Raw genomic sequence first — 14,626 nt, 5'->3', positions numbered from 1 at the left:
AACGGGCCGGGGTGTGCGCGGTGAAAACCACGCACGCCCCGGCCCGCCTACTGCCGCCGTCATCGTGAAATGCGGCTAACCCCTCAGTCGAGAGGTGATGATCCGCGTGGCGACCCGGACGCGTCGGCGGTAATCGTCCAGCGAACCGGATTCGTGCTTGGCGCCCGCAGAGGCGTCGAAGAGGTTCTGCGCGAGTTCGGCGGCGGACAGCCCCGCGCCCTCCCACGCGGCGGCGTGCCCGGTGCTGGTCAGCAGAGCGGCCATGCCCGCGACGAACTCCTCCTCCATCCGACTCATCCGGTCCAGCGCGAAGGACCGCGCCGAACTCAGCAGCTCGCTGTAGACCTCGCGGTTGACCGTGCCGACCGTGACGCCGTGAAAAGCTTCGAGGGCTCGCGCCAGGCGCTCCCCGGCCTCGACGTCCTCCCGGTCCAGCGCCTCCCACGTGGTACTGCGCAGATCCGCCAGCATCTGCTCCACGACGGCCCGGAACAGCGCCTCCTTCGTCTCGAAGTGCAGGTAGAGGCCCTGCCGGGAGATCACCGCCGCCTTGGCGACGTCCTCCATCGAGGTCTTGCGGAACCCGAAGCGCAGAAAGGCCCCGGTGGCGGCGCGGACTATGCCCTCGCGCCGCGCCGAGCCGCCCGCCGCGGTGTCGTCCACTGCTGCCGCTCCCTCAACCGGTCGACGCCGCGAGGGGATACCGCACCCCGGTCAGGCGTGTGCTCTCCGCCCACAACCGGGCCGCCGCCACGATGTCCCGCGCCCGACGCGGGATGCGGGCGGGGGCCGGATGCCCCTTCGTCCCGAACAGCCGCGCCGGCCCCCAGTAGCTGCCGCCGGGCGCGTCCGGGTCCGTCGCCGCGCGCATCGTGGTCAGCGCGCCCACCTCCGGGGGCATCCCGATGAAGGGGCTCACCCTCCGCAGGACGGCGGGCGAGTGGCGGGTGAGATCGGTGAAGGTCCAGCCGGGGTGCGACGCGGTCGACACCACGTGCGAACCCACCGCCCGCAGCTTCCGGTCCAGTTCGAGCGCGAACATCATGTTGGCCAGTTTGCTCTGCGCGTAGGCGGCGCCCGTCGAGTACCGGCGCTTGTCCCAGTGCATGTCCTCGAAATCGATGTGGCCGGTGACCTGGGCCAGGCTGGTCACCGTCGTCACCCGCGCGGCGGGGGTGCGCAGCAGCAGCGGGAGCAGGCGGCCGGTCAGCGCGAAGTGCCCGAGGTGGTTGGTGCCGAACTGCACTTCGAAGCCCTGCGCCGTGCGCGACAGCGGCGGCCACATCACGCCACCGTTGTTCACCAGGACGTCGAGGCGGTCCTGCCGGTTGGCGAAGTCGTCGGCGAAGGCGCGGACCGAGTCCAGATCGGCGAGGTCGAGCCGCGCGGCGCGGACCGAACCGACGGGCAGGCGCTCCATGATCCGCGCGACCGCCGATTCCGCCTTCGCCTCGTCCCGGCAGGCCAGCACCACGTCCGCGCCCTTGGCGGCGAACATCGCCGCGGCCTGGAACCCCAGGCCCGTGTTGGCGCCGGTGACGATCACCGACCGGCCCTGCTGGCTCGGAATGTCGTCAGCGGTCCACCGGGACGCCCGACCACCTCGTTGGCTTGACATGCTTTACAACTATAGTCCGAGTTGTAAAGCGGCGCGCAAGGTGCGTCAGGCGTCAGCACCATGCCCTCGACAACGGCCTCACCCCGCGTCCGGATCGCCCCCCTTGCCGGAAAATGACTGATGGCAGGTCACCGAGGTGGCCTGCCATCACGAACCTCGTCACCACTTGTCCGAGGTGACGATCTCCTTCACCTGGTCGAGGGTCAGCGGCGGCTGCGGTGAGTAGATCTCGCCGCCCGGCGAGCCGATCACGGCGCCCGCAGGGTCCTCCTGGTTGCTGACCTGCATGAGGAGCATCGTCCCGTCGGGCCGCTTGAGGCATGCCAGGTACGACACCGCGCCGGGAGCTCGTCGCGCGGTCCCGGTCGCCAGTCGGGAGCCGTCGGGCAGCGTGCTGACGTCGCAGTGCTCCACGCGGGAGAAGTCGCACCACTCGCGGGGCTCGGAATCGCTGGGGTGGACCATCAGGCCGAAGCCCCCGGTGAAGCCCGCGGAGGTCAGAGTCCCGCCGATGACCGCGCCGGTGGAGACCTCCGGGTCCGCCAGTTGCGGTGTCCCGACCGATCCCGCTCCTGGTCGCGGGGGATTCGTCGGGGACGGGGGTTGCGGGGTGTTCGACGTGGACGGGGGTGGCAAGCTGGCTTTCGTGGTCGCCTCGAACGTCGCGGTGTCGCCGAGCACCACCCTGAACCGGGTGATCAGGTCATCCGGCGAGGTCGGGACCGGGCCGCGCGCCGTGGTCGTGGCTGGCGCGGTCGACGACGAGGTGGTCGACGGGTCGGCGGCGTGCGTGCCGGAGCCGCCCGGCACCAGCCACACCACACCCGCGACCAGAACCGCCACCGCGACGACGGTGGCCGCGACAGGTGCCAGCCGCACGGCCCGGCGCGGCCGCGCCACCGGGGCCATACCCGTAGCGGCGGCGTCGGCGCGCCGCTCCAACTCGGCGAAGGCATCGTGGAGGGTGCGCAGGTCGCTCATGAGGTCTCCTGGAAGTCGGGGGCGGTGGCGGTGAGGTCGATGCGCAGAGCGTTGAGCGCCCGGTGGATCTGGCTGCGTACGGTCGGTTCCCGACACCCCAGCTGTGAGGCGATCTCCCTGTCGGACAAGCCCGCGTAGTAGCGCAGGACCACGGCCGCGCGCTGCTTCCTCGGCAGGCGGGCGAGGCGGCGGATCATCGCGTCCCGCTCGGCCCGCTCGTCCGCGCCGTCGGGGGTCACCGTCGGCTCGACCCCGGCGCGCGGGGACGCGCGGGTCAGCCTTCTGCGCCAGGACAGGTACTCGTTGACGACCATCCGCCGCACGTAGGCGTTCGGCTCGGCCATCGCCGAGATCCGCTCCCAGCGCTCGAACGCCCGGCCCAGCACGTCGCTCACCAGGTCCTCGGCCAGCCACGTCCGGCAGGTCAGGACCGTGGCGAACCGCATCAGCGCGGGACGCTGCCTCGCCACGTACTCAGCAAACTCCATCGGCCACTCCCGATCGTCGGCTCGACCTCGATTCCGCACCCCTAATGCGGGAGTGACCCCTTTCGTTGCATCCGATCCCCACGGCCGCTGAGAGCCTCGACCCCGCACCGGCAGGACCAACGCCCCACCCGTGCCGCCGACTCCGCGGCGAAACCCTGCGGCTGAAGCCCGCCCGCGACGTTCCCGGGTGCGCCGCACCCAGGCACAGCACGCCCTACCACGTCCGCCCGCCACCGCCCAAGCTCGGTAGCACGAGACGGGCCGAACCACGAGCGCCCGTCACGGCACCGGACCGGGAGGAGCCGCCGTGAACGCAGAACCCACCCCACCCCACGACCAGGGGGCCGAACTGGCGGGCCGGGTCGCCGTGGTCACCGGAGCCGCGCGCGGCATCGGCAAGGCCACCGTCGCCTGGCTGCACGCCCGTGGTGCGCACGTCCTCGCCTGCGACCTGCGACCCGAGGTGCGGGAGCTGGCCACCGAGTTCGACGGCGTGGCGACCCTCGTCGGCGACGTGTCGCTGGAGGAGACGGCCGTGCGGTCGGCGACCACTGCGGTGGAGCGCTTCGGCGGCCTGGACATCCTGGTCGGCAACGCCGGGCGGTCGGTCAACAAACCGATCACCGAGACCACCGCCGCCGACTGGGACGAGCTGATGTCGATCAACGCCCGCGGCGTCTTCCTGCACGCGCGCGAGGCGTTCCGGGTGATGCGGGAACGCGGCGGCGGCTCGATCGTCACCGTCGGCTCGTTCGCCTCCACCGTCGGCCTCGTCAGCGGCTCCGCCTACAGCGCGTCCAAAGGGGCGCTGGCGCAGCTGACGAAGGTCCTCGCCCTGGAGGGCGGCCCGCACGGCATCCGCGCCAACGTCGTGGCACCCGGCGTGGTCGAGACCGACATGCTCGACAACTTCCGCGACGACAGCCGCGAGTACCTGCGCTCCTTCGGCCCCGCCCACCCGCTGGGCCGGGTCGCGCACCCCGAGGAGATCGCCGAGGTCATCGGCTTCCTCGCGTCCGACAGGTCCTCGTTCATCACCGGCGCGATCGTCGCCGCCGACGGCGGCTACACCGCCGCCTGACCACCCCCGCACGAGAGAACAGGGAGAACCATGGCAGGACGACTGACGGGCAAGGTCGCGCTGATCACCGGCGCCACCGGCGGCATCGGACAGGCGACCGCCGAACTCTTCGCACGGGAAGGCGCCCGCCTCGTCGTGACCGACCTGGCCGAGGACGCGCTGCGCGCCCTGGCCGCGCGGCTGGCCGAGACCGGCGCCGAGGTGGTGCCCGCACGCCTGGACGTGTCCTCGGCGCGGGAGTGGGCGAACACCGTCGACCTGACGCGCCAGCGCTTCGGCAGGCTCGACGTCCTGGTCAACATCGCCGGAATCCTCGACTGGCCGGGCATCGAGGACACCGAGGAGGACACCTGGAACCGGGTCGTCGCGGTCAACCAGACCGGCACCTGGCTCGGCATGAAGACCGCCATGCCGCTGCTGCGCGAGAGCGGTAACGCATCGGTGATCAACACCTCGTCGGTCCTCGGCATCATCGGCAGCGGCGCGGGCGCGGCCTACCAGGCGACCAAGGGCGCCGTGCGGCTGCTGAGCAAGACCGCGGCCGTCGAGTACGCCACCAAGGGCGTGCGGGTGAACTCGGTGCACCCCGGCGTCATCGCGACCCCGATGATCGGGGACCTCCTCGACGAGATGGGCGACCAGCAGCCCGACATCGTGCGCACCCCCATGCGCCGCGCCGGACGACCCGAGGAGGTCGCCCCGGTGATGCTGTTCCTCGCCAGCGACGAGTCCTCGTTCGTCACCGGGGCGGAGTTCGTCGTCGACGGCGGCCTCACCGCCCACTGACCACAGGAGCGCTTCCCATCACCAGATGGGTGCGCGCAGGTGCTGCGGCGGCAGCCACCGCCAACCGGGACCGCGCAGCGCTGGCAGCGCGGCTGGAGAAGGTGGGGGAGAGGCCGGGACCGGCCGGGTACTGGTGCGTCACGCCGTCGTCCAGGCACGCGCGCCAGAGCCACCCCACGTGCCCGGTCATGACGCCCGGCGGTGTCGGGCGCGTGGGGTGGGGCACCGCCCCCCGTCGAGGGTGGGGGCGGTACCCCGGACCGCCGTGCCGCGGCTGTGCGAGAGCGCGGCACGGCGGTGGCTTGTGGCGGGCCTGTGGGCCGGCGGGGTGGCCCGGACCCGCGCCGGCTGCGCGCGGCGCTCGGTCAGGGCCATGAAGTAGGTGACCAGCGCGAGTGCCGCGCAGGCGGCGGTCAGGTACAGGCCGAGCAGAGCGCTGAAGGCCGTCCAGGTGTCCACGTGTGACCTCCTGCTGGGCTGGAGATGTGGCCCTACCTCGCACCTGGTGACCGTGACGTGATGCGAGGTAGGGGCTCCCCGCAGCGGTCGGTGGAGCAACACGACCGTAAATCGGACCGGTCAACTTGACCATTCCACTTTGGGGTGAGATGCGGACTCGCCCGGCTCGGGCACACTGTCCGCGATCACGTGCGAAGGGGAGACGATGAGCGGCGACCGCAGTCCCGCCGAGTACCGGGCGGCGCTGGCCGAGCAGATCCGCAAGCTGATGCGGCAGAAGGGCGTCACGCGCGTCGACATCCGACGCGCGTTGAGCTGCTCGGAGTCCAAGGCGGGCAAGCTGGTGCGCGGCGACACCTCGATTTCTCCGGTGGAGCTGACCGCGATCCTCGACCTGCTCGGTGTCAGTGGTGAGGCACGCGCCGACCTCCAGCACCTCAACGAGGAGGGCAGGCGGAAGCGACCGCCCACGGACTGGGGCAAGGCGATACCCGACCGGCTGCGGAAGTTCTTCAACACCGAGGAGACGGCGCGGCGGATCGAGTCATACCGGCCGGATCTGCTGCACGGTCTAGTCCAGACGGAGCGCTACGCGCGAGCGGTGATCCAGACCAACCGCACGCTGCTGTCCGACGATGTTGAACGCCTGGTTCGTGCTCGGCTGGTACGGTAAGAACGCCTATATGGTCCGAATCCGCCGGAGATCACGCTGGTGGTCCAGGAGTCCGTGCTGCGTGCTCCGGTGGGCAATGAGGAGATCCGCGCCGAGCAGATCCGACACCTCCGGGAGCTGTGCGACCGCCCGAACATCACCTTCCGCGTCGTTCCGGATGGGCGCGGGCTGACGGGTGCGCTGTACTTCCCGTTCACCATCCTCACGCCCTCGGGCGACCGACCGACGACGGTCTACCTGGAGACCTTGACGGACGGCCTGCTGGTCGATGAAGCCGGCCGAGTCGAGCACTACGCGCGCGTGTTCAGCGAGCTGATCGATGCCTCCGCAACCCCTGCCGACACCCTGGCCCTTCTGGATAGCCTCTTGTCGCGACCATGAATCCAGCAGAGGAGGGGCTGATGATCCCGCAGCGGAAGGAGGAGGCGTTGCGCTGGCGCAAGAGCACCCGCAGCGGAAACTCCGGCGGGGAGTGCGTCGAATTGGCGCACACGCGGGACATGCTGCGTGACTCGAAGAACCCGAGCGGGCCTGTGCTGCGGTTCGAGCGGGCTCGGCTGGCGGCGTTCCTGGACGGAGTGCGCACCGGTCGGTTCGACGGCTGATCGGCCAGGCTGACGTTCATCGGGAAACGACTCGGTATGGGGTGGCCGATCCGTGTAGGTGGCGCCGGCGAGCATCCGCCTGGCATCGCCCTGCTCACCGATCGCGAACCCGACGACCAGCGTCCGGCCATCCGGTGTGCACGCCACCGCGTGCGGGCGGAGGGACGGGGCCTCCCGGTCCCGGATCGATCGCGCACAGGCTCCGCTGGTAAGCGAGGTGGGCCGGGTCGACGTGGTGCTCGGGGTGGCGGCGCAACCGGCCCGCCTCGCTGCTGTCGTGAACCCAGCGGACCACGTCGTGCTCGTGCGCGTAGAGCGCGAACGTGTCGAAGGCGGAGTTCGTCGTCGACGGCGGCCTCACCGCCCACTGACGGGCCGGCGGGCAGTGTCGCGGGGCCCTTCGCGGCTTGACCGAGACATCGGGACGAACGGCTGGCGATCGGTCTGGGCTCAACCGCCGAAAACGCGATCCCCACGTGCCGTGTGGAATTCCGTGCGCACCCGCAGCGCGGCGGCCAGTCGTTCGGCCAGCCGCTCACCCCGCTGGTGTCACGCGGTGGTGGCGGCTTCGTCGGGGAAGCCCGACGAAGCCGGATCGTCGGGGTCGTACACGGCCTGGAACTCGTCGTCCCAGGCGTCGATGGCGGCCACGAGGTCGGTGGGCACGCCGAAGTCGCTCGCCAGCCGTTCCGCGGAGTAGTTGGCCGGGATAGGGGCATCGCCCTTGCGCACCCACAGCGGGTAGGTGCCCCACTCGGGCGCCAACCGAACCGAGATCACTGCGCTCATCGTTCCCATCCCCGGTTGAGATCGGCGTACTTGGCGACGCCGTAGGAGGCCAGCGTGCCGACCGGCTCCGCGTAGACCTTCAGCGCCTCAAGGCCCGCACCGACGACTCGCCGCCTGGCCACGGTCCCCGGCACCCCGCTGCGGACGCCACTGCGGAGTGACGGGCGCTTGGCTGTGAGGGTGTCCCGGCCACCGCCTCTGGCAGGGGCACCCTCACGTGCGAGGTGCGTCAACGTGCCGAGGTGATCTTGCCCGCCTTCACAGCGGAGATCAGGGCGAGAACCGGTGCCTGGCCCTGGAACAGCAGCGCGGGGCCTGTGGTGTTCTTGCTGTCGCGGACGCCGGAGGACGTGGCGTCGTAGCCGAGTTCGACGCACGCGCCGTTCCCCTCGCTGCGGGAGGGCTTGCGCCAGTTAGTGATCATTTCTCAGACTCCAACCTGTGGACGATGGCGCCGATGAGCCGCCGGGATTCGTCTGCATCGAGTGCCAGGTGATGCAGATGTCCCATGATGGTCCCGCATTGCTCAATGGCCGCCGGCGTGTCGTAGTAGTACGCGGAGAGCGGGGTCTCGGTGTAGCCGACCCTCCAGTCGTCCGTGAACCGCAGCATGCTGAGCGGGCGGCGACCGGTCGGGCTGAGGTCGAGCGACTGTGGGACAACTCGAATCTTGATGTTGCGTCGGCGTTCCATGCTGAGCAGGTGGCGCAGTTGCGCGGCCATGACCTCGGCACCGCCGATGCGTCGGTGAAGTACAGCTTCTTCGACGTACATCGTCAACGCCAGAGGTGTCGGCTTGCGGCTGGTCAGCAGGGACTGGCGCTCCATACGCAGGTCCAGAGTGCTGCGGGGGTCGAGACCTGGGGTCAGGGTAGCGGCATACTCGATGAGGACCTGGGCGTACTCGGGCGTCTGCAACAGCCCGTTGATCACGTTCGATTCGTAGGCGTCGAGGCTTGCGGCGTAGTGCTCCAACGCGAAGTACAGCGGCACATCGCTGATCATGGGGCCGATGACGTGCTTGCCGCCCGGCTTGCTCGACCTGGCGATCTCCAGCACCTCGGACAAGATCGGAATCCGGTCCTCCACGCCGAAGAAGCGCAGTAGCTGCTCCAGTTTGTCCTGGTCCGGGCGACGTTGGTTGCGCTGATCGCTCTCGAACTGCGCGTAGTGCGGCTGGCTCAGACCGACGGCGGCACCCGCTTCCTTCTGCGACACGTTCGCCAGTTGTCGGCAGTGGATGAGCTGGTAGCGGATCAGCTCTCGTGCCACTTCACGGCTGAGGAACGCTTCCACGTCGCTGTCCTCTCGAGCTCCAACACTGTCAGTAGCGGAAGATCATCCTCACTCTCACTCGATCTAGCCACTTGTTGCTTATGCTATAGACGCTTATGTTATGGACATCAGCGTGCTGGTGCTGTGTCCCCACCGGTGATCGGCACGCCGTAGACCAGGGCTTTGGTGCTTCGCGCTGGCGAGTGCCGTCAGCTCCGGGTCGTCCTCGCAGCGGTCCGGTCGGTGACCCCGGCTTCGGTCGAGGCCTGCTGCTCCAGTCACACCACGTGGAGACGTCATGTCCTCCAGCAGCAGGTCCGGTCGTGTGGCGACGGCCGTTGACATCGTGATCGAGCCCGTCCGGGAGTCCCGAAACTGCGGCAGGCGTGCACGGCCGCGCGACTACCTCACGGGGCCGCACCGGGTAAGCGTCTTCGGCCGGGACGTTCCGCAGTTCGATCCTGATCAGGCCGCCACGTGCCGCTCCGGGTGCGGTGTGCGGCGTAACCCGATCCCCGTCGAGCGGGCGGAACTCGCCGCCGCGAACCCGTGTTCGACCTCCGACAGGTACTGGGCGACCTACGACTTCGGTCGGCACGGCCGCTCACGGCCCGGCACCCGTTTGACCACCACAGCCGGTCCGGACTGCGGCCACGACGGCGCGACGGCCGGCACGGTCATGCCCTACGACGGTCGCTGGCACAGCACTTCGTTCCCGGTCTGCCTGCACAACAGGGTCACACTGTGCTTCACGACCCGTCCTGCCCGCGACCGCTCCGACCGTGACGTCCCAGGCGTGTACGAGCTGGTCGGTGCCGAGCTGGAGCACGGCCATGACCTCTCGGGCACCCAGGGCGACGGCAACGGCGGATCGGAGACGGTCGTGCTGCGCGCGCGGCCCCCGCGTTCGCGGGTGTCGTCGTGATCGCCGTGGCGGACGTGGAGCACGCCGGCATCCCGTGGCCCGCCGCCCAGGATGGCGACGTCCACGGCAGCGAGCCGACGCGCGCGATGCCGCCGATCCGTCAGGCGCACGGGCTGGCCTGGTACTCCGGTCAGCTCGCGGCGGGCTACTTCCGGCGGGTCGTCCACACGTTCGACGGCAGCTCGCGTGCCGTCAGCGTGCCGTGGGGCGAAGCGGAGTCGGTTCCGTCCGTGTCGCCGGTAGCGGTCGTGTTCGCGGCCTGCGGTGCCGCCGCGACCCCGCTCTCCGGCGGTGTGCCGCCGGTGAGGTGGCGGTACTGCACCAGTCCGCAGTGTCGGCAGCGAGCCAGCGTGGGCGGACATGGCGAACGATAGGCGCCGCATGCGACGGAGGAAACGGGGCAGTGGTCGGGCGGCGGCGACGCTGTGCATCAGGTGCGGCGCGCTCGGCTGGGAGGACAAGCGGCACGCGATGGGGGAAGCACACCGCATCCGGCAGCGGTCCCAACTGCTGGCGGCCGGCGGTCCGGCAGCGCGGGGACACGGTGTCCACCGCTGTGACGCGGAGCTGTGGCACTTGACCGTGCCCACGGCACGGCCGGCCGTCGAACCGGTCGAGTTGTGGTTGCCCCAGCCGCCGAGGCGACCACCGCACCTCGACGCGCCGGACCGGCAGTCCTATCTGGAGGAGGTCATGGCGGTCGTGCTGCACGCGATCCGCGAGCAGGGGGCGGGGCTGGCGATGCCCGCGCTGACGACGATCTGCGACCACTACGGGACCGGGCGGAGCTGGACGTGGCGGCTGCGTCGCGCCCTGGCCGAGCTGGGCTGGCTGCACCGGTCCGGGCACCTGTACCTCACCAGCGTCCCCGAACCACCGCGACCGCCCGCCCAGGACTGAGCGCCCAGGACGATCAGTACCGGCCGGGGGCACGGCCGAGCAGTTCGGCGTGCTCCCGACCGGTCAACCGGTCACTCGGCGATGTCATCGAAGTCCAACTCCAACAGCTTCGGCGTGTCGCCGATCGCGGCAGCCCCGGCTCGGCCTGCTTGGATCTTCGTGTGGCGGCGGGGGTTCTTGCGGTGTGCACGCAGCGGTACGGCATGCTCCAGAACATGCTTGAGGAAACCGAATCCGAGCCAGAGGTCGAGACCACCCCGGCACTCGAGGAAATGCGGCAGAACCTCGACTACGCGCGCAGCTTGGTGCGTGGAGGACGCTACCTGCAGCGGTTACAGGTGGGGGCGTTCGACGTCGAGGACCTCTACCGCGCGGCATGGGTCCAGGCCGTGTCGGCGTTGGACCACTGGGTTCACCGCGAGCTGTACGACCGGGCGACGGCGTTGGCGTTGCGACCCGCAGCGCAGCGGCCTGCCAAGTACCTGCGGATCGAAGTGCCGATGGGGCTGCTCGAATCAGTGCTGCACGGTTCGGCCTCCATGGAGGAGGTCTTCCGGTCGCACCTGCGCTCGCAGTTCGGGCACCTGTCCTTCCAGCACCCGAGCAAGATCAAGGACGCCCTGTCGTTCGTCAGCGACGTCTCCCTGTGGCCTGCGGTGGGCAAGCAGCTCGGGACGGACCACAAGGCGGTGCAGGATCGGCTGGTGTCGATCGTCAAGCGGCGCAACCGGATCGCGCACGAAACAGATCGCGATCACCGCGCCGGTGGCGTCCGGGTGCCGATCACCGATGCCGAGGTCACCGAGGTGATCGACTGGTTGGAAAGCCTGGGCGGGGCGATCCTCGCGGTCATCGGACCTCCGCCGCCCAGCGATCCCGCTATCGCGAACCCCAACGCCAGTGAGGCGAAGCCGCGGTGGACGCGGGAGGACGTGGATGCCGCCACTGCGGCGCTCGCCGACACCCCGGCCGGTACCGCGATCAAGGCACTGCTGGCGCACGCCGACAACAACCAAGCGTTGTTCAAGGGTGGGACGGGTGCCGAGCCGTCCGCGGGCTTCTACTACTGGCTGGAGGGCAAGCGCCGCTCGTTGTGGTCGTTGTACTTGACTGCTGAACGCCCGGTGATCACGGTGAACCTCAACCCCGTCTGGTCCAGGAGTTCGCAGCTCGCGCACCGCATGGTCGCCCTGCTGCGCACCCAGCCGACCCTCGATGCCGCGCTGCTGCACGCCGACGACGTCGTGGTCCAGAAGTACCCCGTCATCGAACTCGCCAGGATCGGGGAGTCCCAGGACACGCTCGACACCGTGCTCCGAACCATCGACCTCGCGATCCAGCACTCGACAGGTGCTGAGACCTCCAGCACCTGAGGACCGGTCCGACCACGACCACGACCACGATGGCGATTGCCCAAGGTGTCAGATCACCGATGACCAGGACACCGGCCAGCGGGACGCCGTAGTACGAGCAGGGTTCCTGACCACTTTCGCGCTGGTCAGGGACTCTGCTCGTGCTGATCTGGTCGGCGCTCGACCAGCGCCACCATGAGCGACTCGTCGAGGAGCCGGGGGAGCGCTTCCGTTCTGCGGTAGCGCGCACGCACAGTCACACCTCTAGGAGTGGTCGACCGGCTTCGGCTCGATCGCGCACAGGCTCCGCTGGTAAGCGAGGTGGGCCGGGTCGACGTGGTGCTCGGGGTGGCGGCGCAACCGGCCCGCCTCGCTGCCGTCGTGAACCCAGCGGACCACGTCGTGCTCGTCCACGTAGAGCGCGAACGTGTCGAACTGGACGTGGCAGTTCCGGCACAGGCACAACACGTTCTCGGGCACGTCCTCGCCGCCGTGCACGGCGGCGAGGCCCACGATGTGGGCGGCCTCGCTGTGGAAGCCGAAGCCGGTGCGCAGACGCGTGCCGCAGAACTGGCACTGGTTGTCGTGCAACGCCTTCACGTGCCTCGCCACGTCGCGCACGCGCGCCGTGGCGGTGCCGGAGCGCGGACGTTTGCCGGGTGTCGACGTGCCTACGGCGTCCACCCGTGCGTAGTCGGCGAGGCCGACGAATGCCAGCAGCGCCTCGTGATCGTCAATGCTGTGGAGGAAGCGCGCGCGGATCGCGTTGATCGCCCTGGTCCGGAAGGCGACGTCAGCCCGCAGGCGCTCGTGCGACCACGCCGTGAAGCCCGCGCGCGGCTCCGCGTCCCCGGACTGGACGACCTCCCACGCGCCTGTCCGGCTCAGCTCGTGGAACGCGCGTTCCGGGTCGGGGGCGTTGTCGCCGCCGAACTCGGCAAGCACATCGCCGACCTCGGAGCGGAAGCGCCCCAAGGTGTGCAGACGATCGCTGTTCTCGACCCGGCTGATCGCCCACAGCAGGGCGAGTGGCTCGTGGAGCGTGGCGGAGTCGAGCGCGAGCAGGCCGGACAGGAGGTCTTCCGCAGGTGGGGCGGGCTCGCCTGTCTCGCGCAGATCCCGCACGGTGAAGCCGAGGCCCTCCAGGACCCGGACCACCGAGGCGATGCCGCCGGTGAAGTCCCTGGGCCGAAGCGTTGCCCGGCCGGGGAGGAAGCCGTGGGCGACGCCGACGATCGCCTTGGACGGGTAGTGCCGCCCCTCATGGACCAGCAGGAGCGCCCGCGCCTCGCCGTAGCCGTAGCCGTAGCGCTTCAGGAACTCCTCGGCACCCAGTTCGTCGTGCTCCGCGATCGCGCGCAGCACTTCCTGTCGGCCGATCTCGGACAGGGCTGTCTTCAGCACACGTGCCTCATGCACAGTGCACGATGCACGTGTTCGACGTTCGCCGCAGTTCCTTGGCACGGGGCCGGTGTCGCGGCCGCCATCGCCGAAGGCGTACCGACCGCGATCGTGCACGCAACAAGGCTGACTTCTGCTGGGCGCGATGGCCAGAGACATCTGGGCGGACATCGGGACAGCGGTCATCGACGGCGTGGCGGACTTGCCGAAGGACACCGGCCCGGGGATGCTCGGCGGGGTTCGCGAAGAGGGCGCGAAGATCCCGGACAACCTCGGCAGGCGGAGCTGGCAGGAGTTGCGGGAAGAAGAGAGGAAGAAAGCGCAGGACTGATGAAGATCCTCCACCGCCTCGTCGCGTTCCTGCTGCTCCCGGTCCTGGGCTACCTGCTCGGGGCGACGATCTTCTTCACGTTCTGGGACCGCATCGACGTCGGCGACCCGGCCAAGGCCGGTTACGTCGCCGTCGCCGAGTCGTGCGAGCGCCGCGGGCCCGTCTCCTACAAGGGCTTCGGCCACTGGTACACGTGCACGGCGAAGGTGACCCAGCTGGCCGACGGTGTCACCCGCACGATGAAGGCGGGTTTCCTGACGCCCGAGCACATCGGCCGCGAAGTGGCCGTGGAAACCACCCGCCGGTACCGGGAAATCACCGCCAGCGAGCGTCCGTACACGTGGTTGGCCGGGGTGCTGCTGTTCCCCTACTTCATCCTGTGGCTGTTCGTCTTCGTCCACGTGGCAGGCCCGGTCCTGCCGGTGCGGCGACGCGGGAGGAAGATGCCAATTCGCTACCAGAAGCCCGGTACCGAGTCCTGAGACTCTCTCGACAGCCCGTTCGCTGCTTGAGCAGGACGGCCGCTGACCCGTCAGCGGTGTCGGACGTCGAAGCGACCTGCCCTGCTCGCGTTCAGAAGGCCGGGGAGGTCGGCGGAGAGGTACTGCCCTGGAACCTTGTCGTCCCGGACCAGGGCGCTGTTGCCGTCTTAAGCCATGTTGGGCGGGTCGCATAGCGCCCTCTGGCTTGTCGGCGACGGTAGCGGAGGCGAACAGTGCCAGATAGTCCTCGAACAGGTGTTGAGGTGGTGGTCGTCCGCATCAACGGTTCGTGTTCCCGTGGCGGTGATGCTTCAAATCATCCAAACCGTTCTTCCTGATGCCGTCGAACGTCATCTGCCGTGCTCATGCCCCTGTGGCTCACCAATCCCCTCCGGAGAACGAGATCGGCGAACGCCTTGCTCATGGTGGGTGTGACGCACCCTCCCTGCGAGGCTCGGATCGCCCTAACTTCGTTGACAG

Annotated in this window: 18 protein-coding genes and 1 pseudogene; 10 read left to right on the top strand and 9 right to left on the bottom strand. The window is 69.6% G+C overall.

The window, feature by feature from the left end; genetic code table 11:
• Positions 1-75: 75 nt before the first annotated feature.
• From JOF41_RS24905 to JOF41_RS24890, 4 genes are all read right to left on the bottom strand, one after another.
• Complete coding sequence (locus JOF41_RS24905) at positions 76-663, bottom strand: TetR/AcrR family transcriptional regulator (RefSeq protein WP_209622357.1); 588 nt, start codon at positions 661-663, stop codon at positions 76-78.
• 13 nt (positions 664-676) lie between these two features.
• Positions 677-1,618 (bottom strand): oxidoreductase, encoded by a 942-nt coding sequence (locus tag JOF41_RS24900; protein ID WP_209622355.1) that lies wholly within the window; start codon positions 1,616-1,618, stop codon positions 677-679.
• A 159-nt stretch (positions 1,619-1,777) separates the two neighbouring features.
• Positions 1,778-2,599 (bottom strand): hypothetical protein, encoded by an 822-nt coding sequence (locus JOF41_RS24895; RefSeq protein ID WP_209622353.1) that lies wholly within the window; start codon positions 2,597-2,599, stop codon positions 1,778-1,780.
• The gene (locus tag JOF41_RS24890) at positions 2,596-3,087 is read right to left on the bottom strand and encodes a SigE family RNA polymerase sigma factor (protein ID WP_189227581.1); all 492 of its coding nucleotides are present in this window, start codon (positions 3,085-3,087) and stop codon (positions 2,596-2,598) included. Before JOF41_RS24890 ends, JOF41_RS24895 begins: the two co-directional genes overlap by 4 nt.
• Before the next feature lie 307 nt (positions 3,088-3,394).
• Here JOF41_RS24890 and JOF41_RS24885 point away from each other — a divergent pair, with 307 nt between their 5' ends.
• The 4 genes and pseudogenes from JOF41_RS24885 (at position 3,395) to JOF41_RS24865 (ending at position 6,691) form a co-directional block, all read left to right on the top strand.
• Complete coding sequence (locus JOF41_RS24885) at positions 3,395-4,168, top strand: SDR family NAD(P)-dependent oxidoreductase (RefSeq protein ID WP_209622351.1); 774 nt, start codon at positions 3,395-3,397, stop codon at positions 4,166-4,168.
• A gap of 30 nt (positions 4,169-4,198) precedes the next feature.
• Positions 4,199-4,954, top strand: coding sequence for an SDR family NAD(P)-dependent oxidoreductase (locus JOF41_RS24880; protein ID WP_209622349.1), 756 nt, complete (start codon positions 4,199-4,201; stop codon positions 4,952-4,954).
• A gap of 664 nt (positions 4,955-5,618) precedes the next feature.
• Positions 5,619-6,467 (top strand): annotated as a pseudogene (locus JOF41_RS37355) (helix-turn-helix domain-containing protein).
• A 20-nt stretch (positions 6,468-6,487) separates the two neighbouring features.
• Positions 6,488-6,691, top strand: a complete 204-nt coding sequence (locus tag JOF41_RS24865; protein WP_189222624.1) for a DUF397 domain-containing protein — start codon at positions 6,488-6,490, stop codon at positions 6,689-6,691.
• A gap of 549 nt (positions 6,692-7,240) precedes the next feature.
• On the opposite strand, the gene JOF41_RS24860 is transcribed toward JOF41_RS24865, so the two are convergent.
• The 4 genes from JOF41_RS24860 to JOF41_RS24850 all read right to left on the bottom strand — a co-directional run bounded on the left by JOF41_RS24860 (position 7,241) and on the right by JOF41_RS24850 (position 8,776).
• A complete protein-coding gene (locus JOF41_RS24860; RefSeq protein WP_209622340.1) occupies positions 7,241-7,480 on the bottom strand; it encodes an immunity protein CdiI family protein in 240 nt (79 codons plus the stop codon).
• A complete protein-coding gene (locus tag JOF41_RS37930; protein ID WP_276515714.1) occupies positions 7,477-7,602 on the bottom strand; it encodes a hypothetical protein in 126 nt (41 codons plus the stop codon). Before JOF41_RS37930 ends, JOF41_RS24860 begins: the two co-directional genes overlap by 4 nt.
• 107 nt (positions 7,603-7,709) lie before the next feature.
• Entirely contained in the window at positions 7,710-7,904 is a 195-nt protein-coding gene (locus tag JOF41_RS24855; RefSeq protein ID WP_209622337.1) for a DUF397 domain-containing protein, read from the bottom strand.
• On the bottom strand, positions 7,901-8,776 hold the full coding sequence (locus JOF41_RS24850) for a helix-turn-helix domain-containing protein (protein WP_209622334.1): 876 nt from the start codon (positions 8,774-8,776) through the stop codon (positions 7,901-7,903). Before JOF41_RS24850 ends, JOF41_RS24855 begins: the two co-directional genes overlap by 4 nt.
• Positions 8,777-9,053: 277 nt before the next feature.
• Here JOF41_RS24850 and JOF41_RS24845 point away from each other — a divergent pair, with 277 nt between their 5' ends.
• The 4 genes from JOF41_RS24845 to JOF41_RS24830 all read left to right on the top strand — a co-directional run bounded on the left by JOF41_RS24845 (position 9,054) and on the right by JOF41_RS24830 (position 11,953).
• Positions 9,054-9,680: a hypothetical protein gene (locus JOF41_RS24845; protein ID WP_209622331.1), complete on the top strand. Its 627-nt coding sequence runs from the start codon at positions 9,054-9,056 to the stop codon at positions 9,678-9,680.
• Positions 9,677-10,054: a hypothetical protein gene (locus JOF41_RS24840; RefSeq protein ID WP_209622328.1), complete on the top strand. Its 378-nt coding sequence runs from the start codon at positions 9,677-9,679 to the stop codon at positions 10,052-10,054. Before JOF41_RS24845 ends, JOF41_RS24840 begins: the two co-directional genes overlap by 4 nt.
• Before the next feature lie 7 nt (positions 10,055-10,061).
• Positions 10,062-10,580, top strand: coding sequence for a hypothetical protein (locus tag JOF41_RS24835; RefSeq protein ID WP_209622325.1), 519 nt, complete (start codon positions 10,062-10,064; stop codon positions 10,578-10,580).
• A 203-nt stretch (positions 10,581-10,783) separates the two neighbouring features.
• Positions 10,784-11,953: a hypothetical protein gene (locus tag JOF41_RS24830; protein WP_209622323.1), complete on the top strand. Its 1,170-nt coding sequence runs from the start codon at positions 10,784-10,786 to the stop codon at positions 11,951-11,953.
• Positions 11,954-12,196: 243 nt separating this feature from the next.
• Here the strand turns inward: JOF41_RS24830 and JOF41_RS24825 are convergent, their stop codons facing one another.
• A complete protein-coding gene (locus JOF41_RS24825) occupies positions 12,197-13,450 on the bottom strand; it encodes a ScoMcrA-related endonuclease (protein ID WP_209622320.1) in 1,254 nt (417 codons plus the stop codon).
• A 28-nt stretch (positions 13,451-13,478) separates the two neighbouring features.
• On the opposite strand from JOF41_RS24825, the gene JOF41_RS24820 reads away from it, so the two are divergent.
• Positions 13,479-13,664 (top strand): hypothetical protein, encoded by a 186-nt coding sequence (locus JOF41_RS24820; protein WP_209622317.1) that lies wholly within the window; start codon positions 13,479-13,481, stop codon positions 13,662-13,664.
• Positions 13,664-14,146, top strand: coding sequence for a DUF6346 domain-containing protein (locus JOF41_RS24815; RefSeq protein ID WP_209622314.1), 483 nt, complete (start codon positions 13,664-13,666; stop codon positions 14,144-14,146). The genes JOF41_RS24820 and JOF41_RS24815 overlap by 1 nt, the downstream gene beginning before the upstream one ends.
• Positions 14,147-14,626: the final 480 nt, after the last annotated feature.

This window comes from Saccharothrix coeruleofusca (assembly GCF_017876325.1).
GTDB classification, from domain to species: Bacteria; Actinomycetota; Actinomycetes; order Mycobacteriales; family Pseudonocardiaceae; genus Actinosynnema; species Actinosynnema coeruleofuscum.
This window is presented reverse-complemented; position numbering and strand designations above follow the sequence as displayed.

Bases quoted from the DNA above. Each gene is read 5' to 3' on its own strand.
- JOF41_RS24900 (WP_209622355.1), bottom strand. From the start codon at position 1,618: ATGTCAAGCCAACGAGGTGGTCGGGCGTCCCGGTGGACCGCTGACGAC.
- JOF41_RS24895 (WP_209622353.1), bottom strand. From the start codon at position 2,599: ATGAGCGACCTGCGCACCCTCCACGATGCCTTCGCCGAGTTGGAGCGG.
- JOF41_RS24890 (WP_189227581.1), bottom strand. From the start codon at position 3,087: ATGGAGTTTGCTGAGTACGTGGCGAGGCAGCGTCCCGCGCTGATGCGG.
- JOF41_RS24880 (WP_209622349.1), top strand. From the start codon at position 4,199: ATGGCAGGACGACTGACGGGCAAGGTCGCGCTGATCACCGGCGCCACC.
- JOF41_RS24865 (WP_189222624.1), top strand. From the start codon at position 6,488: ATGATCCCGCAGCGGAAGGAGGAGGCGTTGCGCTGGCGCAAGAGCACC.
- JOF41_RS24860 (WP_209622340.1), bottom strand. From the start codon at position 7,480: ATGAGCGCAGTGATCTCGGTTCGGTTGGCGCCCGAGTGGGGCACCTAC.
- JOF41_RS24855 (WP_209622337.1), bottom strand. From the start codon at position 7,904: ATGATCACTAACTGGCGCAAGCCCTCCCGCAGCGAGGGGAACGGCGCG.
- JOF41_RS24845 (WP_209622331.1), top strand. From the start codon at position 9,054: ATGTCCTCCAGCAGCAGGTCCGGTCGTGTGGCGACGGCCGTTGACATC.
- JOF41_RS24835 (WP_209622325.1), top strand. From the start codon at position 10,062: ATGCGACGGAGGAAACGGGGCAGTGGTCGGGCGGCGGCGACGCTGTGC.
- JOF41_RS24830 (WP_209622323.1), top strand. From the start codon at position 10,784: ATGCTCCAGAACATGCTTGAGGAAACCGAATCCGAGCCAGAGGTCGAG.
- JOF41_RS24820 (WP_209622317.1), top strand. From the start codon at position 13,479: ATGGCCAGAGACATCTGGGCGGACATCGGGACAGCGGTCATCGACGGC.
- JOF41_RS24815 (WP_209622314.1), top strand. From the start codon at position 13,664: ATGAAGATCCTCCACCGCCTCGTCGCGTTCCTGCTGCTCCCGGTCCTG.